Here is a 24,535-nt window from a genome sequence, read left to right as displayed (position 1 = left end):
TTTGTGCCAAAAAGTGAAAACACGTGTATACATCTTTCAGCTTGATTGAAAATCAAGCAACAATACAAGCAGCACAAAAGCGTATTTTTGAAGAATGGGGAAAACAGAATAAATCAATGTAATTGACCATAAAAAAACCCTTCATGCGTAAAATTTTACAGGCGTTCTTCAACAGTGTTTTACGACAAAATAAATCCATCCGCTTTCATCAAAAACAAAGTTAAACATACCCCCTAAAAAAGGAAGGTATCTTATGATGCACTCTCAAATATCAAGAGCAATCGCAAATAGGAAATGAGCAAAGTGTTTGATAATGCTAGCTTATTTCCATAAATATAAAAACACCGCTACGCAAAGATGCCAATACGCAAAAATGTTGGTACGCAATGAATTCTATGCCTTATCACGAGCAACACTATGAAATGGGTGTGGAAACGATAAATCATATTTCTTTACCGAAAACGGATACATGATTAACACCATAGCATTCTTGTTCTTTACACAGATATTAATTCTTTCTCTTGCTTTTGCAGTCAACAATAGCGCATAACAAAAAATAGGATAAAGCTAAAAAAAGAGGTTAGAGATGAAATTTTTTGTGGATAGCGCCAATATTGAAGAAATTCAAGAGTTACAGAATTTAAGCCTTGTTGATGGTGTTACCACCAATCCCTCTCTTATCCTAAAATCAGGACGCAATATTCTTGATGTTACAAAAGAAATTTGTGCTCTCGTTAGCGGACCTGTTTCTGCTGAAGTTGCAGCAACGGAATTTGAAAGCATCATGAAAGAAGCAGCTGTTTTAGCAAAGGTTGCCGACAATATTTGTATCAAGCTTCCTTTAACACTCGATGGATTAAAAGCCTGTAAAGCCCTCACAGCAGCAGGACTAAAAACAAATCTCACACTTTGTTTTTCTGCCAATCAAGCCTTATTAGCCGCCAAAGCAGGCGCAACATTCGTTTCACCTTTTATTGGTAGACTTGATGATTGTGGAAATGATGGAAGTGAACTGCTTCATGAAATTCGCACAATTTATGATAACTATAACTTTGAAACACAAATCTTGGCCGCTTCAATCCGCACCGTTAATCATGTCAAAGAAGCAGCACTAAGCGGTGCTGACGTTGCAACAGTTCCACCAGCAATCTTAAAAGCACTAGTCAAACATCCTCTCACCGACAAAGGGTTGCAAATATTCCTCGACGACTGGAAAAAAACAGGACAAAATATTGCTTAATGTCTAGAAATTTTATTGAACAGATCTTTTGAAAGTAACAAAAAGATCTGTTCAGCCAACTCTTCCGCAACACGTTTTTTTGCATCTTCTTCTGCTTGCAGCGTTGCATATTCTTGACGAAGTTGCTCAAAAGATGCATTCATCATTGCTGTTCCTTTTGCAACAAGAGTATTTTTCATATCCTGCAAAGTATAAGAAGCTCTGCTCATAACAGTTCCAACAGAAGGTCGTCCCTTTCTCTTTTTCTCGAAATCAACCTCTATCTGCATAGATTCTCTTGTAAAGACGGATATCTGCAATGCCAATTTATAAGCAGGTAGAGAAGGTTTAGCACCATTTCCATACAAAAGAAAAAGCAGATGATTGCGCACCATTTGACCAAAACGATCCGAAGGTTCTTCCACAACAATAGAAGCAAGCTTTTGCGCTAACCCCAAAGAAGCTTGTCCAGAAGGGTATCCAGAAGCAGGATTCCCATAAGAAGCAGAATCCATTGTCATTGCACTCTGCAACTCTTGACGGTAAAGCGGTTCAACTTTGCATCCACACAACAGTGTGAATACACCAGCTAAAATGACAAGAATAGAACTTCTAAAAAACGACATTCACAATCCTTTGTGGAACAACAATGATTTTTTTCACAGGCTTTTCAACCAGTTGCGCCTTTACAAAATCTAACGCCAAAACCGCTTCTTTAATCATCACCTCATCAGCAGTTGCTGCAACGCTCACCTCACCGCGTTTTTTACCATTAATTTGTACTGGCAAAGTATAGCATTCCGCAACGGTTAACGCACGATCATAAACAGGCCAAGCAAGCGCAGACATTAAAGTTTTTCCTCCTAAAGCAGCATGACATTCTTCTGCTAAATGGGGCATCATGGGTGCAATCATGGCAAGAAAAAAATCCATAGCTTGACGTAAAGAAGCTTTCATTTCATCGTCAACACTTGCTATCCTATTTAACAACGGTGCCATAATATTCAAGAATTCATAAAGGCGTGCAATAGCCCGATTAAAAGCGAAATTTTCCAAATCATCTTCTACAGCGCAAAGCGTGCGATGTGCGACCTTTGAGAGTTCCAAAGCCGCCCCCTGATGCCCTGCACAAGGCGCCACATCCTTTAAAATAGAAGCACTCACAGCCACATGGCGCCAAACACGCTGTACAAAGCGATGTGCACCTTCAACACCAGATTCTGTCCAAATGACATCCCGCTCGGGAGGAGAATCTGACAACACAAACCAACGCACAGTATCAGCGCCATAAGATGCAATAATATCATCAGGATCAACAACATTCTTTTTTGATTTAGACATTTTTTCAATCAAACCAATCGTCACTTCACTTTGATCGGTTAATTTATAAGCACACCGCTTTCCATCTTTTTCAACAATCGAAATTTCTGCTGGAGAAACCCACCCTTGATCATCCCGATAGGTTTCATGCACCACCATCCCTTGGGTAAAAAGCCCCTTAAAAGGCTCATCTACCGTCACATGACCGACCAATTTCATAGCACGCATAAAAAAGCGCGCATAAAGAAGATGCAAAATGGCATGCTCAATTCCACCAATATATTGTTGCACAGGCAACCATTCAGCTGTTGCTTGTTTGTCAACAGGTCCCTGCGCAAAAGGAGCCGTAAAGCGTGCATAATACCAAGAAGAGTCAACAAATGTGTCCATGGTATCGGTTTCGCGTTTGGCAGGTTGACCACAGGAAGGACAAGTAACATTCTGCCACCTTTCATGTCGTGCAAGAGGATTTCCTGGTTGATCAAAAGTAACATCATCAGGCAACACAACCGGTAAATTGGCACGTGGAACAGGAACAACCCCACAAGTTGTACAATGGATCATCGGAATGGGACACCCCCAATAACGTTGACGTGAAATCCCCCAATCACGCAAACGAAATTGCACTGTTTTCTTCCCTTGCGGTTGCCCATTGAGCATTTGTTTTTCAAGCTTTTTAGCAGCTTCTTCAAAAGCTTGTTGGGGTGTTAAACCATCCAAAAAACTGGAATTGATCATCACCCCATCACCCGTATAAGCTGTTTCAGTAATAACAAAATCTTCTGCTTGCTCTCCTTTTGGTAAAACCACCGGTTTTATTGGAAGATCATATTTACGCGCAAAATCGAAATCTCTCTGATCATGAGCCGGACAACCAAAAACAACCCCTGTTCCATAGTCCATAAGCACAAAATTCGCGATATAAACGGGAATATGTACTGTTGAATCGAAAGGATGAACAGCCAAAAGGGGCGTGAGAAACCCTTGTTTTTCAGCTGTTTCAAGTGCTGCTGTTGTCGTTCCACCACACCGACAATTTTCAATAAAAGCACTCAACGCTTTGTCTTTTTTTGCCAAAGCTTGTGCAATAGGATGATCAACAGACAGAGCCAAAAAGGAAGCGCCAAACAGTGTATCAGGACGCGTTGAATAACAAACAACCTCATCAAATTTATCACAAACATCATCAGCATCACCCGCCGACTTTAAAGCCCAACGAATCAGCAAACCTTGTGATTTTCCAATCCAGTTTTTTTGCATGGTGCGAACTTTTTCCGGCCATTGGTTCAGCTCTTCAAGCCCTGCCAAGAGATCTTCACTAAAGTCGCTAATTTTGAAAAACCACTGCGTCAATTCACGCTGTTCTACCAACGCACCAGAACGCCATCCCCGCCCATCAACAACCTGTTCATTGGCCAAAACAGTATGATCAACAGGGTCCCAATTCACCTTAGCCACTTTACGTGCTACCAACCCCTTTTGATAGAAATCAAGGAACAACATTTGTTGGCGGTGGTAATATTCCACATCACAAGTTGCAAATTCACGCGCCCAATCGAGTGAGAGTCCTAATTGTTTTAATTGCCCGCGCATGACCGCAATATTTTGATAGGTCCAAGTTTTAGGATGCACTTTACTTTGCAGAGCAGCATTTTCAGCTGGCATACCAAAAGCATCCCACCCCATGGGATGAAGTACATTAAAACCCTTTGCCCTTTTATAGCGTGCCACCACATCCCCCATGGCATAATTGCGCACATGCCCCATGTGAATACGGCCAGAAGGATAAGGAAACATTTCTAAAACATAATATTTTTCACGAGCATCTTCTTGAAGAGTCTGAAAAATTTTCTTTTCATCCCAAATTTCTTGCCATTTTTTTTCTCTCGCACGTGGATTATAGCGTTCGCCTATATTATAATGTCCAATTGTCATTCCCATTATACTCTTTTAATAAAACAGAACCAAAAACTTGTTTTATTATGCTTGACCATGGATTAACCTCATCGTCAACATTTTCGTGAAATATTTCCCTAAGTATTTTATAAAACTTTAAAAAAAACGACCAACTCTTGAACAAAAAAGGTAAAGCACAAAAATATGAATACACAAACGCCCCTCGATGCCCCTTCCGTTGAAGCATGGCAAAACCTTCAAAAAGACATTGCAGCAATATGCCAAGAGCTACAACGCCCCGTAGAAGAAATTGAACTTATCGCTGTTTCAAAAACTGTTTCTGCTATTGATATACGACCCCTTTTGCAAGCAGGCCAATCTTTGTTTGCAGAAAACCGCGTACAAGAAGCAGCACAAAAATGGCCTGCTTTACGTCAACAATTTGAAAATATTAAACTTCATCTCATCGGTCCCCTACAATCAAATAAAACAGCAGAGGCGGTAAAAATTTTTGATGTTATTCAAACGGTTGACCGTGAAAAAATAGCCAAAAGCTTAGCTGAAGAAATGGAAAAACAAAAAAGGCATCTTCCTTGCTATGTTCAGGTTAACATTGGCTTAGAACCGCAAAAAAGTGGTATCGCACCACAAGAAGCTACATCTTTTGTCAACCAATGCAAAAACAACTATGGACTTGATATCATCGGACTTATGGGCATTCCCCCTGTCGATGAAAACCCCGGCCCCTATTTCGCACTGTTAGCAAAATTAGCAAAACAAGCAGGTCTTCCAAAGCTTTCCATGGGCATGTCCAGTGACTTCAAAACCGCTCTACAGTTTGGCTCTAACGTCCTTCGCATTGGCTCTGCTTTATTTGGAAAACGCCCTGTGTAAAGCAATTCCCCCTTCATATAAATTCATTCCCCCTTCATATAATCTCCCTTGAAAATTCTACGAACAAGCCAAAAACAGCAGAAATGAGAAAAAATATTTCCTTCAATATCAATAAAAGAGCAATTCTAGCAAAAAAGATTCCAGTCCCTCTTTCATCCTGTTAGCAAAAAAGCTGGTCTTCTCAAATTTCTCATCGGCACATCCACAACACGTACAATAGCTTCAAGATAGCATTGCAATTTGGCTCTCATATTCTCGCACATTAGCTCTACTTTACTCCCCTCTGACCGCCTCTCCAGCAAAAGCAACGTAAAAAATAAATCCTTATATAAAGGCAAAATGATAAGAGAGGCGTTGCGCATGAATGAAAAAACTGTCGCGAAATAAATAATTACAAAAGAATATTGAATAAGATCATCGCAATGATTTCCATTGAAAATCATGAATTCTCTTAACTTCTCCAACACGCGTAAACAATTTCCCCACATGCCAATGGCATAAAGCAGACAAAAAGAGGCTTATGGTTACATAATACAGTAACAAAACTCTTTCATGTAAGTCACTTGAGCAAAATAAACATCTCAAATACCCAATAGAGCGCCAAGAACCGCGCTAAACAACATGAATAGCAATCTATAAGGTCAACGATAGTATAGAGGCTTTCCATGCTCTACAAAGCGTAAAATACAGTCAATATTCGCCTGAAAAATAAAAGAACAAATCCCGTGCATATGCGCACAATACATACCCGCAAAACAATGGAAATGAGAACGATTTCAATAACGATATTCCTTTATATTTCTCGTAAACAAAGAGAAAAACTTCAACTTTTCATATGCCTAATTTTTCTAATTTTAAACTTTAATTAAGGAAAAACAGGGGATATTTCTTATATTCTAAAATATTGCAAATAATATTATTATCTTCTTAAGAAGAAGATTTCATGTATACATAGTATAGATATTATTTATACAGTATTTTTATTGTTATTTTTAAAATTTATCTTTGACATTTTTCTAAAAATACATGATAGACATTTGAAATGTATCATTATGATACTACTTTTAATGTAGATAATTAAGGAGAATTAATATTTTTGGTTCATGCAGCACATTCGGTCATATAGCGACAAAGATATCTCTCTGAAGTTAAATAATTTTGTAAGTATATTTGTAAGAATATACCAAATTAAATATCTACATCTGTGGATAAAATAATTTTCAGAGATATCTATTGTGGATCACATCTTATAATCAGAATTTTTTTATAATGAATATTTGTTATGAAATCGTAAGAATGTTTTGTATTCTCATTGTCTTTATCCCTATATATGCTATTGGTTTTTAAAAATGGTAGTTACATTTGGAAAGTAACTATAAAATAAACTTTATATACAGTAATTCTTTTCATTATTTTTGATATTTTGGTTTAATTAATTATTAATGAACTTATTCTTATTTGAATAAGGGAATACAAAATAAAAAACATTTAAAGCGATAATCAATAAAGCACCTTCATCTCCCTTTTTATATGATATTTTTTAATGCCTTTGTGCGTTTATAAAAGGCTCTATACCGCAATAGACTTTGCCACATTTAAATATCCTAAAAGCATAAAATACCTTTTTAAGAAAAACGTATCAGATTTAAAAATTGACTATTCTAATCTTTGTCATTTAGTCTAACCTCACAATGAAAAGCTTTTGGGAAAACTCTGCCACAAATATAACCATACAAAAATACAGAGGCAGATTTTCAAAACAATAAAAAGAGGGAAACATGACTGAAAAAATCTATCCAGTATCAGAAGAGATCAAAAAAAATACTTTACTCGATGAGGAAACTTATCAACAGTGGTATCGAGAAAGCATCGATGATCCAGAAAGCTTCTGGGCAAAACATGGTCAACGCATTGAATGGTTTAAACCTTTTACAAAAGTAAAAAACACTTCTTTTAACGGAGATGTCTCCATTCAATGGTACGAAGATGGGATAACAAATGTTGCCTATAATTGCATTGATCGCCACCTGAAAACCCATGGAGACAAAATCGCACTCATTTGGGAAGGAGATAATCCTTACCATGATAAAAAAATAACCTATAACGAGCTTTATGAACATGTTTGTCGTTTTGCTAATCTTTTGAAAAGTCGTGGCATTAAGAAAGGCGATAAAGTAACCATTTATCTCCCCATGGTACCCGAAGCAGCCTATGCTATGCTCGCCTGCGCCCGCATTGGTGCTATTCATTCGGTTATTTTTGCTGGCTTTTCTGCTGAGGCAATAGCAGGACGCCTTGTCGATTGTGAATCAACCTTCATTATTACCGCTGATCAAGGCTTGCGTGGCAGCAAACGGATCAACTTAAAAGACAATGTTGATCATGCTATTGAGATAGCCGCGCGCCAAAACGTGCATGTGGACCAAGTCATGGTTATACGGCGAACTTGTGGACCCATTCAATGGGTAGAGGGGCGTGATTTTTGGTACCACGAAGAGATAGCTCATGCCAAAACAGCTTGTCCACCAGAACCAATGAATGCTGAAGATCCACTTTTTATTCTTTATACTTCAGGCTCAACAGGCAAACCTAAAGGTGTTTTGCATACCACAGCGGGCTATCTTATTTTTGCCTCGATGACTCACCAATATGTTTTTGATTACCACCCCAATGAAGTTTACTGGTGCACGGCTGACATTGGGTGGATAACCGGTCATTCTTACTTGGTTTATGGACCTTTATGCAATGGTGCGACCACTTTAATGTTTGAAGGCACACCAACCTTTCCTGACAAAGGCAGATTCTGGGAAATTGTCGACAAACACCAAGTCAATACGCTCTATACAGCACCAACAGCTATCCGCGCCTTAATGGGAGCAGGAAATTCGTTTGTTGAACACTCAAACAGAACATCGTTGCGTCTCTTAGGCACGGTAGGAGAACCGATTAATCCAGAAGCATGGGAATGGTTTTATCATATAATTGGAAATGACCGTTGTCCGATTCTCGATACATGGTGGCAAACGGAAACAGGAGGGCATATGATCACGCCCTTGCCCGGTGCAACACCCCTCAAAGCAGGATCGGCCACACGTCCTTTTTTTGGTGTTCAACCCCAAATTGTTGATGCCCAAGGCAATGTTTTAGAAGGTGAAGCAGAAGGCAATCTTTGTATCAGTGATTCATGGCCCGGACAAATGCGCACACTTTATAAGGATCATGAACGCTTTATTCAAACTTATTTTTCCTCCTATAAAGGAAAATATTTTTCAGGCGATAGCTGTAGGCGCGATAGCGACGGTTATTATTGGATCACAGGACGAGTTGATGACATTCTCAATGTCTCGGGGCACAGGTTAGGAACTGCTGAAATTGAATCAGCTCTTGTTTCTCATCCCGCTGTATCAGAAGCAGCTATTGTGGGTTACCCGCATCCCATTAAAGGACAAGGAATTTATAGTTTTGTGACTCTCATGGAAGGAACAGAGCCAAGTGAAGAATTGCAAAAAGACCTTATCAAGCATGTGAGACAAGAAATAGGCTCTATTGCCATATTGGATAAAATTCAGTTTGCTCCGCAGCTTCCCAAAACACGATCAGGGAAAATTATGAGACGTATTTTACGAAAAATCGCTGAAAACGATTTTGATACTCTCGGAGATATTTCAACCCTTGCCGAACCACAAGTTGTTGAAGATCTGATTGCCAACCGACAAAACTAAAAAACACGACGCAATACAACATACGGTGGTTTTTGTTTTTTTGCTAAAATTATCTCAGCATTATTACGAAAACCACCAAGGAGAATAAAAAACAAAACAATGCATGAGAAGCTCAATCATTCTAACAACAAACGCTTTTTTTCATAACAGGTAAGAAATAATTTAAGCAAAAACCTCAAGATTGGGATGCGAACAAGAATAAGAAAGTAAGATAAAAAGAGCAACATAGCTTTTTAAAATCACCCAATGTCCACTCAATGCAAAAAAAGCCTCTGAGTAAGAAGGAAAAATAGTTCTGATGTTTATGCTAGAATCCCTTTGAAATTCCTGCTAAAATCATAAATAAAGCTAAAAAAAGAAAGTATAAGTGATAATATTCTTGAGCAAAAATATTTATCTATAACGAGGGTGTATAAAAAATATTGAAAACCATGAAATCTAAAATAAACAAGCTTACAACAAAAATCTAAAGCAATGAAAGTAAGAGTTTTTAGAATAAATGATGCAATATAAAATCAGGAGTAATAATAAAAAGTGATTCATTTTGAAAATGTCGGCCTACGCTATGGAATGGGCCCTGAGGTCCTTCGTGATATTAGCTTTCATATTCCTCCTGGATCATTTCAATTTCTCACAGGTGCCTCTGGAGCAGGGAAAACGTCGCTGATGCGTCTTATGTTTTTGGCACTCAAACCCACCCGCGGTCATATTGATCTCTTTGGAACAGACACAGCATTACTCAAACGACAAGAGCTCCCTGCGCTGCGACAACGTATCGGTGTGGTTTTTCAAGATTTTCGTTTACTCGACCACATGACCACTTATGAAAATGTCTCCTTACCTTTACGCATTAAAGGACAAGAAGAAGCAACCTATCGCAGTGAAGTGGAAGATCTTCTCTGTTGGGTAGGTCTTGGAGATCATATTCATGTTTTACCACCTGTTCTTTCCGGTGGGGAAAAACAAAGGGTAGCCATTGCACGCGCACTCATTGATCAACCTGAAATTCTACTTGCCGATGAACCGACTGGAAATGTCGATCCGCCCTTGGCAAAACGCCTCCTCCGTTTGTTTATTGAATTAAACCGTTTTGGAACGGCTGTTATCATTGCCACCCATGATATTGCCTTAATGGAACAAGTTGCAGCACGGCGTATGCTTCTCCATAACGGACGGATGACGATTCATGAATAAGTCTTTCCCCATTTTTACAAGCAATAAAAAAAATACAACAGCGATTATTCCCAGTGGTAATATTTCTGGAAAAGCATTGGTTGCCGTAATTGCTATTATGACATTTCTTTCAAGCCTCACCTTAATCGGTGTTGATTTAGTCCAACATGCTGCCCAAAATTGGAGTAATCAGATTAGCTATGAAGCAACAATACAAATACGTCCCATTGACAATGTTGATATCAACAAAGCACTCCGTGATGCCGTACAATTGGTTAAAACATTTTCTGGTGTACAAGATGCAAAAATTGTTGACCAAAAAGCTACAGAAAAGTTACTGGAGCCATGGCTTGGAACAGGCTTCAATGTCAATGAACTACCCCTTCCCCGCCTCATCATTGTGACCCTGAATGGGGATGAAAAAATCAATTTTGCAGCCATTAATCACGCCATTAAAACCCAAATTCCAGGAGGTCAATTTGATGATCACCGTGTTTGGGTTCATCGTTTTGCGACCATGGCACACACCACTGTTTTCATTGGTTTTTCAATTTTAGCATTGGTTCTAGGTTCTCTTATCCTCACCATCATTTTTGCCACCCGCAATGCATTGGCAGAAAATACACATATTATCAATGTCTTATATTTCCTTGGTACTGAAACTCTTTTCATTGCCCGCCAATTTGACTGGCATTTTTTTAAAACCGCGCTGCGTGGTGCTTTATATGGTGGTCTTACAAGCATATTTCTGTTTTCAGCCTTTTGTCTCTGGACGAATTATAACTTGGGAAGAGTGGAAGCTAGCCAAATAACAGCTTTGTTTGGACATCTTTCCATAAGTTCCATCCCCTACGGAAAAATCATTTTTCTTATTATTTTCGTTTCTTTTCTTACCACCCTTACAAACCGCATGACTATTTTAACACAACTGAAAAAAATCGATCAATGTGAAAACGGTTTATTTTAATTTTATGACTCACAACACTTCCAACTCATTGACGCAAAACAATTTAGAACGTCCTCTTCCAAAACGGCTCCACTATAGTTGGTCTCCCCGCTTTTTATTTCGCTATTTTCCACCGACAACCCTTACTCTTTCAATCATTGTTTTCATTTTCTGGAGCGGTTTTATTATTTTTTCTGAAAAAACTGAACGACTTTCTCCCCCACAGCCTCTCCCCAAAGCTGATGCCATCATTGTGCTGACAGGCGGAGAAAACCGAATAGAGACAGGACTTAATCTCTTACAAAGGGGGCTTGGTTCACGTCTCCTCATCAGTGGTGTAAATACCACAACCAACCTGAAAAGTCTCATGCATAACATGCATATTACCCGACGGCTTATCTCCTGTTGTATTGACATCGGGCATCAAGCGATTAACACCAGAGGAAATGCTAAAGAAAGCGCCGATTGGATCAAAAAACACCACTATAAAACCCTTTATATCGTCACCCATGATTACCATGTGTGGCGCTCGATGCGAGAACTTAAATATTTAATGCCTGATATCCATTTCATTGCCTATCCTGTTAAAAAGAACAATGCTGAAAGCGCAATACAACAGATCAATCAAATCCGCATTCTCATATTCCAATATATTAAAACGCTCCAAGTCTATATCAGAACCGCATTCTAATCTTTATCCTTCTGACTTTTTAAAAATCTTGCCATCTTCTGACCTCTTCATACCTTTCTCTCATACTCTTCCACAAGAGGTTGCTTCTATAAAAGCTCGACAGAGCTACCTTCATACAACACAGAACACCCCACAATACATGTATCACTGTATTGCACATTCACCCAAAACATCTCTTACATCCCAAACATATCTCACAGCACGGGATCTGTACATGCCATCTCAATATATAAGCTCTTGTAAATAGAGCCCCCAGACAACTATAAGATCTTCAGACTTGTTATAGAGATCTATTTATACCACCGTCTTTACGCTTCATAAAAATGCAAACCACCCCACCCTATATTTTGCCGCCCCCAAGTATTACGATAGCTCAAGCCTCTTGGGATGATTGGTAAGAGGCATGCATTACGCCTTTCTTAAACACAAACATACCAACCTCGTATGACATGCAAAGAAATAATTTTAATAGATTTAAAATGAGAAAATTTATAATACTTAGATTTCTCATTCAACAGAGAGAATGTTAAACTATCATTATAAGTCAATATATTAGTAAATATTTCTTCATTCTAAAAAGCATCTTCTTAAGAGCATTTTAGATCACAGATAGGAATAAGCTCAAAACGCACACCGCTACAAATACCCCACGTTTTTTATCGCAATCTTTTTTGAAATCATTTCGCTCTCTAAGATCACTTTTTGTCTGGTTTCCTCCCAGAAAAAGAACGAAAATTTTTAAACTCTATTGATCTGTAAACAATAATAACTCAGCTTCTTGTCTAACGCGTTCCACCTGCTCACTTCAATATCAGAACACCTCAAAAGACAGATTTCATAAGAATTGTGATTTCCTCTCAACATCTCAAAGGACGATGATTCCTATCAGCAACGATTTGTAAACAGTTCACTTTCTCTGGACAGGTTCCTCTCAGCTTCCCCATTTATATGGTTTACTCACATAAAGCTCGACAAGAAAACCCCTCTGCCTGAGAATATTCATCACTGCCGCTAAAGCTCATGCGTCATAATTTTAGTGACCTCACTGCCTAAGGTGCTTTATTACATACAACATATTGATTTATAATGAAATTTTATTACGCTACAACTTGAATGAGAGCTCTCAATATCATCAGATTCTCTCATTTCAAATCTGTTCTCTATTGAATCAATCAAAACCACCCGCTTGCACATCACAAGCGGGATGAGTGTGTGGATAAAAACTGTACAAGAAATGACTAAAAATGGCTCTTATGAACCGTCTTAATGCAAGGTCTATCGCAACACCCACGAGCTGGCAAATATAATGATGGTGCCGGCTTGTTACTTCATAAGCGTAAAGATGGAGGTGCTCAATGGATTTACCGTTGTACCATTCACGAGCGCCGTCGTGAAATGGGATTGGGTGCCTTAAGAGATGTCTCTTTAAAACAAGCCCGTGAATGTGCAAACCAATGGCGCTCTGTATCGGACTTGTAGCAGGAGGGAGAATAACCACCATACCAACTAGACATACCATTGCTCATCACTAGCGCCATTATGTTCTTTAGCAGCATAACTGCAGCTTGGTATTACGATGTTCTCTTACTTCATCTCACACCTGCTGAATATGAGCTTATTCTTTTTCAATAAATGAAAGCCCTTTTCATTGATACATCATTCAAAATAAGAAGCTATCCGCCTCTCAAACTTTTTGTCTTCCTCACCAAAACCATTAAATCAAACCCGCATTTCACGGTATTAGTTCTTAAGATCACGCCCCCCTACCGAGTATCTGACGGCATCCTTACCCTAGAAACTCAAATGGCTTGTTTATCCTTCAGCTCCAAAATCATGAGATAAGGCAGAAAAAAGCGATGCCTTAAACAAAATATTCTAAAGAAAGCTAAGTTACTCGCATAAAGGAACAGAAAATGGCTGTGTCTTAGGTCACATTTTAAAACTTGAGCACAATCATAATTTATTTGCATAAACCTAAACACCTATAATTTGCACCACCCTCTGCAAAACCAAAAGTGAGAAATACTCATAACCTCTTTTCCGAAAATCTTAAAAATACTAAACGAAACCTCTTAAACTTCTCAGCTATCTCGATACCAGTTCATTTTTTTGGAAGAATGGAGGTTTAAGCTGTTTTTGGCATCAACCTTCTTTTTTGTTCTTTTGTTTGTTAGCAGATACACTATTCACTTCCCCGCCTCTTTTTAAATTAAATCTTAAGAACCGTCGCGCAATCTATTTCATTTGTTCTCCTCTTCATATCTCAGAAGACGAAGATTTTTAACAAAATTCAGTCTGCAAGCAATCTCATTCTAACGGGTTCCATTTAACTTCTCCTTAATAGGATTTACTTCCATAAGACTCGACAAGAAAGATTTAAAAATATTCATTATGCATTCTCAAAACATTCAATGCCTCAAGAAGGCTTATATGCCTATCATATCTCACATGATGTGGTGTGCTATAAGAAACGTTCACCTCTAGTGGTATGCTCCACTTAATAAACAAAGCGTTTTCTAAAATAGAGCAGCAAATAATGCCAAACTTTTCCCATTCATGTTTCGCTTCATAAACGCTTCATCCAAGTGGAAAGCATCACGAACAAACATGACCCAATTGATAAAGCTTAATCGCGTGAAAGAGCGACAACAGGGTCAAGCCGTGAAGCTTGCCGCGCTGGAGAAAAGCCAAAACATATTCCAATGAGTGTTGAAAAAGTAAGAGACATAATGATCGATTCAATAGTATAAACCAAATGGATAGGCGCCTTAAACAGAAGAAATAAGCCACCGATAGAAAGCCCAAGCAAGATCCCCAAACCACCACCAATCACACAAACCAAAATCGCTTCAATGAGAAATTGCTGTAAAATATCACTTTGCCGTGCACCAACTGCCATACGCACGCCGATTTCATTGATCCGCTCAGAAACAGTGACCAACATAATATTCATCACCCCAATACCCCCCACAATCAGGGAAATAGCTGCAATTGAAGAAATTAAAAGTGTTAAAATATTTGTACTCTCCATAACACGTTCACGGAAGAATTCAGAATTTCTAATGAAAAAGTCCTCCCCACCATGCCGCATAATGAGAAAACGTTTTATCATGGTCTCCGCTAAATGTGAATCAATATCATCAGCAATTCTAACAGTAATTGCACGAACTTCTGTTGTGCCAAGAAAACGTGTCTGCACTGTTGTATAGGGCAAATAAAGCTGTAACGTATTTGATGTATCTCCACTTGCATTATTTTGCGAATCAACAACACCAATAATACGCGCTGGAACATTCCCCACATGCACCACCTTTCCAAGGGGGCTTTCATAGCTATGGGGGAAAAGAACAGACAATGCTTCTTTCTCGATCACGAGATCAACCGCCCGATCATGGACACTTTTTTGATCAAAAAACTGTCCTTTGAAAACTTTGAGCCCCTGTGTCTGAAAAAATTGTTCTCCCACCCCCGCAATGACGGCATTGACTTCAACTGCACCAAAACGCACTTTCGAGCTTGCTGAAATCTGTGGTGTTACACCAGAAACATAAGGTAATCCAGACAAGGCTTCTGCATCAGCTTCAACCAAACTGGTTATTTTTTCTGCTTGTGGATCAGAAAAACTTTTACCAGGAAAAATGGTTAATGTATTAGTACCCAAACTTTTAAAATTTTCCAGAATTTTCTCTCGTGTACCATTCCCTAAAGCCACCATAGCAATAATCGCCCCAATACCGATAATCACCCCAAGCATTGTTAGAAAAGTCCGCATACGATGTGCATTCATTGCCAACAGAGCCATCACAAACGCCTCACGGAATCGCTCAAAAAAAGAACGAAAAAAGCCCAGTTTTTGTTGGCCTTTTAGATTTTGTTGTTCCTGAAGAGATTTTCTACCAACTTTTGTTTTTGCAACCCTTGACCGCTTATCAGCAATAATTTCCCCATCACTGATTTCGATAATACGCTCTGCTCTTTCAGCCACCTGCATATCATGGGTTACAATGATAATAGTACGCCCTTCTTGATGAAGTTCATCCAAAATATGCAATACTTCTTGCCCACTCTTTTTGTCCAATGCACCAGTTGGTTCATCTGCAAGAATGACCTCCGCATTATTCATGAGCGCCCGAGCAATAGAAACACGTTGTTGCTGACCACCGGAAAGCTGATTTGGACGATGATTTATCCGATCACCCATGCCCAAACGCGTTAAAAGATCCTGTGCACGCTTTTTTCTTGCTTCCACGGCACATCCCGCATAAATAGCCGGAATTTCAACATTACCAAGAGCTGTCAATTCATTCAACAAATGGTAGCGCTGAAAAATAAAACCAAAATGATTACGTCGTAAAGCCGACAATTCATCCGCAGAAAGAGAAGCTGTTTCTTTACCAGAGATCCAATAACGGCCAGAAGTTGGACGATCAAGACAGCCTAAAATATTCATCAAGGTAGATTTACCTGAACCGGAAGCACCTACAATTGCCACCATTTCACCACGTTTAATGGTAAGATTGATGTTTTTCAAAACGGTAACAAACGTTTCGCCCGCAGGAAATTTGCGCACAATATTTTCCAAGACGAAGACAGCATCTGCTTGATTTGTGCTCATGCTTTAACTCTCGTCTTCGCTATGCATGTTAGAAGACTCTGGCATCACTCCATCAGACGAACTGGTGATGACGACATCACCCTCGTTAAGTCCTGAAATAATCTCTGCCATAACCTTATTATTCAACCCAACACTCACCTGTTTAGTAACCACCTTATTTTCCCCCACCAAAACAGAAACCCATGCTTTACGCTCTCTTGTCTCATCGCGTAAAGCATCACTTGGAACCAACAAGACATTCTGCGCGCGCCCTAAGATAATATGAACTTGAGCAGTCATATAGGTTCGCAAAAAATTGTCCGCATTATCAACATGTAGAATTCCATTGTAATAGATAGCCGATGATATTAAAGCACTAGAACCACTCACCATACCAGGATTAATACTCACATCAGCACGAATTGCTTCAGGAGCCGGCTCTACTTTTTCTAAAACGCCTTCATAACGACGCTGTGAATTACCTAAAACTGTAAAATAAAGTGGTTGTCCAGCTCGGACTTTAAGAATATCTGCTTCTGAGATTTGCGCCTTGATCGTCATCTTTGATAAATCACCCAAAATAACAATTGTTGGCGCCGACTGAACCGCATTCACATTCTGCCCTTCTTCCACAACTGTTGCCAAAACCGTTCCCGCTGAAGGGGCAGTGATGCGTGTATAACCTAAATTAACCTCTGCACTCTCCACATCAATTTGTGCTTGCACAATCTGCTGACGAAGTTGTTCAATTTGCGCCTCGCGTATTTTCACCTGTGTCGCAGCCTCATCGAGGTTCGCCCGTGAAATCGCACGTGTTTCGATCATTTTTTTCTGACGCTCTAAATTTTTCTGTGCAAGAGAAAGATAGGCTTCTTGTTCTACCAAATTCGCATAATAATGCGATAATGCCGCTTTTTTTCTTTTTAAATCATTTTCCTGATCTGTAGGATCAATTTCTGCCAAGAGATCGCCTTCTTTCACAACACTCCCAGGGGAAACACGCATTGACACCACACGCCCTGTTGCACGCGCACCAACAGCCACCAACCGGTAAGGACGTACAAGACCAGAAGCTAAAACACTTTCCTCAATATCCCCACGCTTCACCACCGCTGTTATATAAGTTGGAGTAGATGTTCCAAAAAAAACAGAACGTAACCATAACAACAAGAGAATGAGAAATATAGCAGTTAAAAAGAAGGAAAGTTTTTTATGTTTTGTAATGAAATTTTTGAGTAAGTTTTTTTTCATTTCCCTACCTTTGCACGCGAACGAGGTGCATTATCAACGACTTCTGGACGCGATACATCAACAACGCCATCCCAGCCTCCCCCCAATGCTTTCATCAACGTGATATATTGCGTAACCAAAGAAACACGGCTATCTTTAAGCGCCATTTGTGCAGAATAATAAGAGCGATCAGCATTTAACAATTCAAGAAAACTAGTATTTCCATTCTCAAAAAGGCTCCGTGAAAGTTTTAAGGAATGAAGAGAAGCTTTATTCGCAACGATTAGCTTTTCTAAGCGTTGATGTTCCTTCGTTAATCTTACAAGCGCATTTTCTACATCTTCTAAAGCTTCCAACACAGCAGCTCGATAAGTAATAAAAGCTTGATCACGCTGCGCGCGCGCTACCGCAATAGAAGCCTCGACCTGACCTCCATTAAAAAGAGGAAAACGAAGACCAGGTCCAAAAGACCAGCCAATCGTTGAATTTTTCCATAATTGATCAATTGCCGTTGCTGCTGTTGAAATATTACCTGTTAAAGTAAGTGATGGATAACGATCTGCTTCACGTTGACCAATCCGTGCTGTCGCTTGCGCATATTGACGCTCTGCCCGTCGTAAATCCGGACGTGTTAACAAAATATCAGCTGGAATTCCTGCTGGTATCGGCCAGCGTGGTTGTGGAATCTTTGCATGCTTAGCATTTTTTTGTAAAAGATCCTTCAATGCCGTAGGCACACGACCAGTTAAGACAGAGAGGCGATGAACGCTCATTGCTACATTCGCTTCCATCTGTGATATATCTGCCTCTGTATTTGCCATTTGCGCTTGCGCATTTGAAACATCAAGCTCAGAGACATCACCAGCTGTTAATCTAGCGCGCATCAGTTCATAAGTTTTACGTTGTGAGACAGCAATTTGCCGCACAATAAACAACTTTTGTTGCCAACCACGCATTTGCACATAATTTGTTGCCACATCTCCTAGTAATGTCACCATGGTAGCACGCATATCTTCCACAGCCGCATCAAGGCCATAACGCGCTGCTTCAACCGCACGTTTATGCCCACCAAAAAAATCCAGCTCCCAGCTTGCATCAAAACCACTACTATACTGGTTTAACAATGCATCAGACTGTCCAGAACGACTACGGGTTCCTGAAATTGAATTGGACACATTTGGCAAAAGAGTTCCCACAACCTGCCCTAAACCTGCACGCGCCTCACGTACCCGAGCTTTGGCAACAGCAACATTATTATTTCCAGAAATAGCATAATCCATTAACGCATCTAGAACAGGGTCATTCAAATGCCGCCACCATCCGGCAAGCGCAACGGACTGCCCTGCAGTCTGTGCAGATTTTTCTCCCCAAACTGCTGGAACACGAAAAGATGTTTTCTGGTAATTAGGACCAACCATACATCCTGACAAAAGCAAACACAACAAGACACTAGAAAATAATCCACGAGAAGCGCCCCATTTGAGATTTCTGATATACATCCAGTCTCCCGCATTCTTTCAGAATCATTATTTAATATTAATACTTTATTTACCTCTTATTTCAAACTTGACGTGAAAAATCAAATACAGTTTGCACAGGAATATGATCTGAAGGACGTTCCCATCCGCGCGCATCACGAAAAATAGAAAGATCTACAACAAAAGGTGCTAAATCTTGAGAAGACCAAACATGATCAAGCCGCCGCCCATAATCGGTAAATGCCCAATCGCGAGCACGATAACTCCACCATGTGTAAAGCTTGGTAGGAACAGGAATATGCAACCGCATCAGATCAACCCATCCACCTTGACAACACAAATCCTGTAAACGCTCGGTTTCAATAGGAGTATGGCTTACAACCTTCAACAATTGCTGATGAGACCAAACATCCTCTGCCAAAGGAGCAATATTTAAATCTCCCACCAAAAGAGAAGAAAGACCATCGCCGTGATCCGCACGAATGGAAGACATTTCTTCTAAAAAATCAAGCTTATGACGAAATTTTTCATTCACATCAGCATCAGGGATATCTCCCCCAGCAGGAACATAAAAATTATGAATCCGCAAGCTTCTCCCATGGGCTTCCACAATAACTGAGATATACCGGCAATCTTGGTTTTGACAAAAAAAACGTTTTTCTACCTTTTTAAAAGGCAAACGAGAAACAATAGCCACCCCGTTATAAGATTTTTGTCCACTCAATGCGATATGCTTATAACCCGCTGCTTCAAAAGCCTCCACTGGAAATAAAGCATCTGGACATTTTGTTTCCTGTAGACACAAAACATCTGCGGAAAAGAGTTCCAAATACTGAAAAACCTGTGCAAGACGCAAACGAATAGAATTAATATTCCAAGTCGCAATACGAAAGAACATTTGTTTTAATCCAAATAACGTAACACTCTTTCTTCATTTCTTCGAAGGAAGCGTGAACATCCCATTAGCGAACCGGACGTCTGTCCGCACATTCATAACCTGCACAGTAGTTTCCAAATTTTGTTGGTCAACAATTGTCCACTGCCGCAAAGCAGAGCCTTTAGAATCAAAAACCATCCTTATTTGCCCTGCCCCAATCGTTTTATCACGCAGAACAATCGTCACAGCCCCTGGATCTTCGCGAAATGCCAACAAGCGCCCAGAAGATACATCAATTTTATCATCCAACAAAAACTTCATTGGCGTTTGCGAAAGTTGTGAAAAGTTCCAAGTATTCAAAGCCCGATTGTTAATACCCACAAATTGGCCATCTGCAATAATTTGTAAAGGCATTTTTTTGTAAATGAAACGAATTTTCCCTGGACGCTCTAAATAAAATGTCCCCTGAGACATTTTTCCCTTTGGACTAAACTGAATAAAATCACCTGTCATTGTTTTGATTGCCGCAAAGTGATTCACAACATTTTGCGCCTTTATCACTTTATTAGATACTTGCGAAAAAACAGGAAAAGTTAAACACCAAAAGATAATAATTCCCACCAACCCAAAGATTCTTCTTTGCGGTAAAAAAGACGTTTTCATAAAAAATGCTCCCAAGCAATACTTAATTAACTTTATAATTCATAACTTAAGTGATCAACGACGAATAAATACCTATCTTTATAAGATAAAGATATTGTTTGAAAAAAATATCAAAAGATTTTCAAAAGTATTCTTCTTCGACAGTCTCCAAAACTTTTTGCTTACCCATATCATTTACTGGACTAATGATGCCTTCTTCTTCCATCCTTTCAATCAATGTTGTAGCACAGTTATAACCAATGCCTAAACGACATTGAATATAAGAAGTCGAAGCCTTACGATCACGAAGCACAATAGCAACAGCTTGACAATAGGAATCATCTGCTAAAGAAACATCCTTCCTTTATTTCTTGCGATCTCTTTCGGTATCGTTTCCAAATAACCAGTCTGCGTTTATGTTTCCGAAATCATCAAATTTTCCTGCTTTTCTGCTGATTTTCTAAACGCATAATATATTCTTTCCCACCCCTAATCTATGAAGCAACATAAATTATAGTCAATACATAATGGATTAAGGACTAAACATATTACTCGCGAACCTGAAAGCTCTTTTAAGTGTCAAAAATGCTTTTTTGACTTCCTTCCCACCCAAAAGAATAAAAATCTCCATCCGAACCACTCTGTAAACAGTTTGGAGTTTAGCAAATTTCACTTAGCTTCCCACCCCATATAATTCATTTATATTAAGACTCGACAGATCAGCCTTGCCCTAAATATTTAGAGCGCACTTAAAAAGACACTTAAATACCAAACCTTACATGCTTTTACCCCCCTCTACACTCGCAATGACATTATTTTATACCAAGATATTGATTTATAATAATTTATCTTTTTAACTTAAATCATAACGCCAAATACAATAAGATTCTCTCATCACATACTCTCTCATATTGAATCAATTCAAATCATTTGCTTGCACGTTACAAGCAAGGTTGGTGTATGGATAAAAGTTATATAAGATAAAGAATCCCCTTATAAGGAGTCTCAAGTACCAAGGAGCTATCGCAAATTGAGAGCTGGGATATGAAAATGCAGACTTTCTACGATACAATAGGATAAACACTTGTTTTACAAGGTATTATAAAAAACAACTATAAATATTTTTCAAAAGCGTTCTTCTTCAGCCGGCACTAAAATTTCTCGTTTCCCTGCGTGATTTGCTGGACTAATAATACCTTCTTCTTCCATCCTCTCAATCAATGTCGCAGCGCGGTTATAACCAATGCCTAAACGGCGTTGAATATAAGAGGTTGAAGCCTTACGATCACGAAGCACAATAGCAACAGCTTGACTATAGGGATCATCTTCTGAAGGAGAAGACAAAGAAACATCAGCACCATCCTCTTCAACTTCTTGCGTAATTGTTTCTAAATAATCAGGTCGTGCTTGCTCTTTGAGATGCGCAACAACCTGCTCCACTTCATCATCCGCAACAAAAGGCCCATGCACACGCTGAATACGTCCTCCTCCCATCATAAAGAGCATATCTCCTTGTCCCAATAATTGCTCGGCCCCCTGTTCGCCTAAAATTGTTCGGCTATCAATTTTGGAACTCACAGAAAAAGAAATGCGTGTAGGAAAATTGGCTTTGATCGTCCCGGTAATAACATCGACGGAAGGACGCTGTGTCGCCATAATTACATGGATACCGGCAGCACGTGCCATTTGTGCTAAACGTTGAACCGCTCCTTCAATATCTTTCCCAGCAACCATCATCAAATCAGCCATTTCATCAATAATGACAACAATATAGGGCATAGGACTAAAATCAAGTGTTTCCGTTTCATAAAGAGGCTCACCGGTCTCGCGATCAAATCCAACTTGAATTGTCCGCACCATTGTCTCTCCCTGACTTGCAGCTTCCCTAAGACGTGCATTAAACCCATCAATATTACGAACGCCTAGTTTTGACATTTTACTATAGCGCTCTTCCATTTCACGAACAGCCCACTTTAAAGCAATCACGGCTTTTTTAGGATCTGTCACCACGGGTGTTAATAAATGGGGAATGCCATCATAAACCGAAAGCTCAAGCATTTTCGGGTCCACCATAATGAGACGACATTGTTCAGGTGTCATACGATAAAGCAATGATAAAATCATTGTATTGATAGCAACAGACTTTCCTGATCCTGTTGTACCAGCAACCAAAAGATGGGGCATTTTTGCTAAATCTGCAACAACAGCTTCTCCTCCGATTGTCTTACCCAAAGCAAGTCCTAGCTTTGCTTTGCTGTCAATAAATTCTTGCGCCTGCAACATTTCTCGTAAATAAACCATCTCACGCTTTGCATTAGGCAATTCTATTCCAATAACATTACGTCCTGGAACCACCGCAACACGCGCCGAAATCGCACGCATCGAGCGTGCAATATCATCTGCCAAACCAATGATACGGGAAGACTTAATACCTGCAGCCGGTTCAAATTCATACAAAGTTACTACCGGTCCAGGACAAGCATCTATAATTTTTCCTTTGACCCCAAAATCTAACAAAACCCCTTCAAGTTCCTGAGAATTTGCTCTTAAAACAGCAGGAGAAAGTTTTGCATCCCTAACAGACGGTGGTGGAACCGAAAGATAATCTACAAGAGGAAGAACAAAACCACCATTTGAAGAAGCTGTTAAAGACTTTCGATTTTTAACAGGAGAAACATAGGCTTTATTTTGATTTTTCTCACACTTTACTTTTTCACCCAAAAAAGTTGGCTCAATCCGATCAAATGGCTTTCCTTGCCCTTTACTCTGAAAACGCCTTTTGAAACAGAATAAACGAAAAAAACGCGCTTGTAAAAAATAAAAAAGATGCAAAAGAGCGCCACAAGTTGTCGCAAAAAAACCATGATTTTCACGATCCTCCTCTGCGGCATATTCCGTATCTTCTTCCAACTCAAAGACTGGATTAACGATTTCGTCTTTTGGAATGCTTTTTTCTTTTCTTTTCTTTGTTCGACGCCGCCATATCACATTACCAGCAAAAGCAGCGGTGAAAAAACCTAAAAGAATAAAAACAACACTGAAAAACACCGTGTAAGGAGGAGAAAGAAAAAGAGGAAAGACTGAAGAAGCAACACTTAAAACTTTATCTCCTAAAACCCCTCCCAATCCCATTGGCAATGGCCAATAAGTAAAAGAAGCAACAGGTGACATAAGGGCAAAAGCAATTAAAAAACAAATCGTTGATAGCACCCATAAAAAAAAGCGCAAAGTCAAATTGTAGATATTCTTTTGCGCCAACAAGAGAAAAGACCAAAATAACGGTGGCAACAAAACAGAAAGACTTGCCAAGCCAAAAAACTGCATAATAAAATCTGAAAAAATTGCCCCCATCCACCCCATAAGGTTTGTAACCTCATTTGTACTTGCATGGGTTAAAGATGGATCCGCAACATTCCACGTCGCCAAAGCAAACACACAAAAAATAATAAAGCCCAAAAGCCCAAGCCCAATAAATACCCCTATCTGACGTAAAAACATCTCAATAAGACGCGAACCTTGAGAATTTCGCACTTCTAATGAATCATAAGGAGAAGAACTTCGGTGCATCTATCAATTCCAAATACAAAAATTTCATATTTTAAAGAGTTATAACTCCCTCTCTCTCTTAAAAAAGCATGAAGCTTAAACTCTGTGCCGATTTGTAAACAAATAGCCTGTAAACAATCCGACTTCTTATCTAGCGCGTTCTACCTTCTAACCACTTCATATCATTCATATACCACCACCCTAAGAGACAATCCTTCATAAGGCGCACAAAAAGCTCTCCCTGAATATTTATCAAACGATCAACCAAAAAACACCTCATGTGTAAAGTGTTACATGGGTGCTATAG

14 protein-coding genes and 2 pseudogenes are annotated in these 24,535 nt (G+C 39.4%); 7 read left to right on the top strand and 9 right to left on the bottom strand.

The features are described 5' to 3' along the window. Positions 1-586 precede the first annotated feature (586 nt). Positions 587-1,240, top strand: a complete 654-nt coding sequence (fsa, locus tag ACFILL_RS03370) for a fructose-6-phosphate aldolase (RefSeq protein WP_273790517.1) — start codon at positions 587-589, stop codon at positions 1,238-1,240. Here fsa and lptE read toward each other — a convergent pair. Beyond that, on the bottom strand, positions 1,237-1,845 hold the full coding sequence (gene lptE / locus ACFILL_RS03365) for an LPS assembly lipoprotein LptE (RefSeq protein ID WP_375643244.1): 609 nt from the start codon (positions 1,843-1,845) through the stop codon (positions 1,237-1,239). The two genes, fsa and lptE, sit on opposite strands and share 4 nt — an antisense overlap. Further along, complete coding sequence (gene leuS, locus ACFILL_RS03360) at positions 1,832-4,474, bottom strand: leucine--tRNA ligase (RefSeq protein WP_375643313.1); 2,643 nt, start codon at positions 4,472-4,474, stop codon at positions 1,832-1,834. Before leuS ends, lptE begins: the two co-directional genes overlap by 14 nt. A 165-nt stretch (positions 4,475-4,639) precedes the next feature. Here leuS and ACFILL_RS03355 point away from each other — a divergent pair, with 165 nt between their 5' ends. The 6 genes and pseudogenes from ACFILL_RS03355 to ACFILL_RS03330 all read left to right on the top strand — a co-directional run. Continuing rightward, the gene (locus ACFILL_RS03355; RefSeq protein ID WP_375643243.1) at positions 4,640-5,329 is read left to right on the top strand and encodes a YggS family pyridoxal phosphate-dependent enzyme; all 690 of its coding nucleotides are present in this window, start codon (positions 4,640-4,642) and stop codon (positions 5,327-5,329) included. Between the two features lie 1,778 nt (positions 5,330-7,107). Next, complete coding sequence (acs, locus tag ACFILL_RS03350; RefSeq protein WP_375643241.1) at positions 7,108-9,051, top strand: acetate--CoA ligase; 1,944 nt, start codon at positions 7,108-7,110, stop codon at positions 9,049-9,051. A gap of 534 nt (positions 9,052-9,585) precedes the next feature. After that, positions 9,586-10,245: a cell division ATP-binding protein FtsE gene (ftsE, locus tag ACFILL_RS03345; RefSeq protein WP_273723097.1), complete on the top strand. Its 660-nt coding sequence runs from the start codon at positions 9,586-9,588 to the stop codon at positions 10,243-10,245. Continuing rightward, complete coding sequence (locus tag ACFILL_RS03340) at positions 10,238-11,191, top strand: cell division protein FtsX (protein ID WP_375630906.1); 954 nt, start codon at positions 10,238-10,240, stop codon at positions 11,189-11,191. Before ftsE ends, ACFILL_RS03340 begins: the two co-directional genes overlap by 8 nt. Positions 11,192-11,195: 4 nt before the next feature. Further along, positions 11,196-11,861, top strand: coding sequence for a YdcF family protein (locus tag ACFILL_RS03335; protein ID WP_375643240.1), 666 nt, complete (start codon positions 11,196-11,198; stop codon positions 11,859-11,861). A gap of 1,244 nt (positions 11,862-13,105) precedes the next feature. Then, positions 13,106-13,328: pseudogene (locus ACFILL_RS03330) on the top strand (Arm DNA-binding domain-containing protein); the annotation flags it as partial. Between the two features lie 1,159 nt (positions 13,329-14,487). Here the strand turns inward: ACFILL_RS03330 and ACFILL_RS03325 are convergent. From ACFILL_RS03325 to ACFILL_RS03295, 7 genes and pseudogenes are all read right to left on the bottom strand, one after another. Next, a complete protein-coding gene (locus ACFILL_RS03325) occupies positions 14,488-16,476 on the bottom strand; it encodes a MacB family efflux pump subunit (RefSeq protein ID WP_273790526.1) in 1,989 nt (662 codons plus the stop codon). Between the two features lie 3 nt (positions 16,477-16,479). Next, positions 16,480-17,706: an efflux RND transporter periplasmic adaptor subunit gene (locus ACFILL_RS03320; RefSeq protein ID WP_273790527.1), complete on the bottom strand. Its 1,227-nt coding sequence runs from the start codon at positions 17,704-17,706 to the stop codon at positions 16,480-16,482. Beyond that, on the bottom strand, positions 17,703-19,184 hold the full coding sequence (locus ACFILL_RS03315; protein WP_273790528.1) for an efflux transporter outer membrane subunit: 1,482 nt from the start codon (positions 19,182-19,184) through the stop codon (positions 17,703-17,705). The genes ACFILL_RS03320 and ACFILL_RS03315 overlap by 4 nt, the downstream gene beginning before the upstream one ends. A gap of 61 nt (positions 19,185-19,245) precedes the next feature. Next, positions 19,246-20,061, bottom strand: a complete 816-nt coding sequence (locus ACFILL_RS03310) for an exodeoxyribonuclease III (protein ID WP_273790529.1) — start codon at positions 20,059-20,061, stop codon at positions 19,246-19,248. A 33-nt stretch (positions 20,062-20,094) separates the two neighbouring features. Then, on the bottom strand, positions 20,095-20,703 hold the full coding sequence (locus ACFILL_RS03305) for an outer-membrane lipoprotein carrier protein LolA (RefSeq protein WP_273790530.1): 609 nt from the start codon (positions 20,701-20,703) through the stop codon (positions 20,095-20,097). Between the two features lie 121 nt (positions 20,704-20,824). Then, positions 20,825-21,084 (bottom strand): annotated as a pseudogene (locus ACFILL_RS03300) (DNA translocase FtsK); the annotation flags it as partial. 723 nt (positions 21,085-21,807) lie between these two features. Beyond that, complete coding sequence (locus tag ACFILL_RS03295) at positions 21,808-24,249, bottom strand: DNA translocase FtsK 4TM domain-containing protein (RefSeq protein ID WP_375643239.1); 2,442 nt, start codon at positions 24,247-24,249, stop codon at positions 21,808-21,810. Positions 24,250-24,535 lie beyond the last annotated feature (286 nt).

It is taken from the genome of Bartonella sp. AP20NXHL, from assembly GCF_042196165.1.
Taxonomy (GTDB): Bacteria; Pseudomonadota; Alphaproteobacteria; order Rhizobiales; family Rhizobiaceae; genus Bartonella.
Note: the sequence above shows the minus strand (reverse complement) of the source record. Positions and strands in the feature narration are given on the sequence as shown.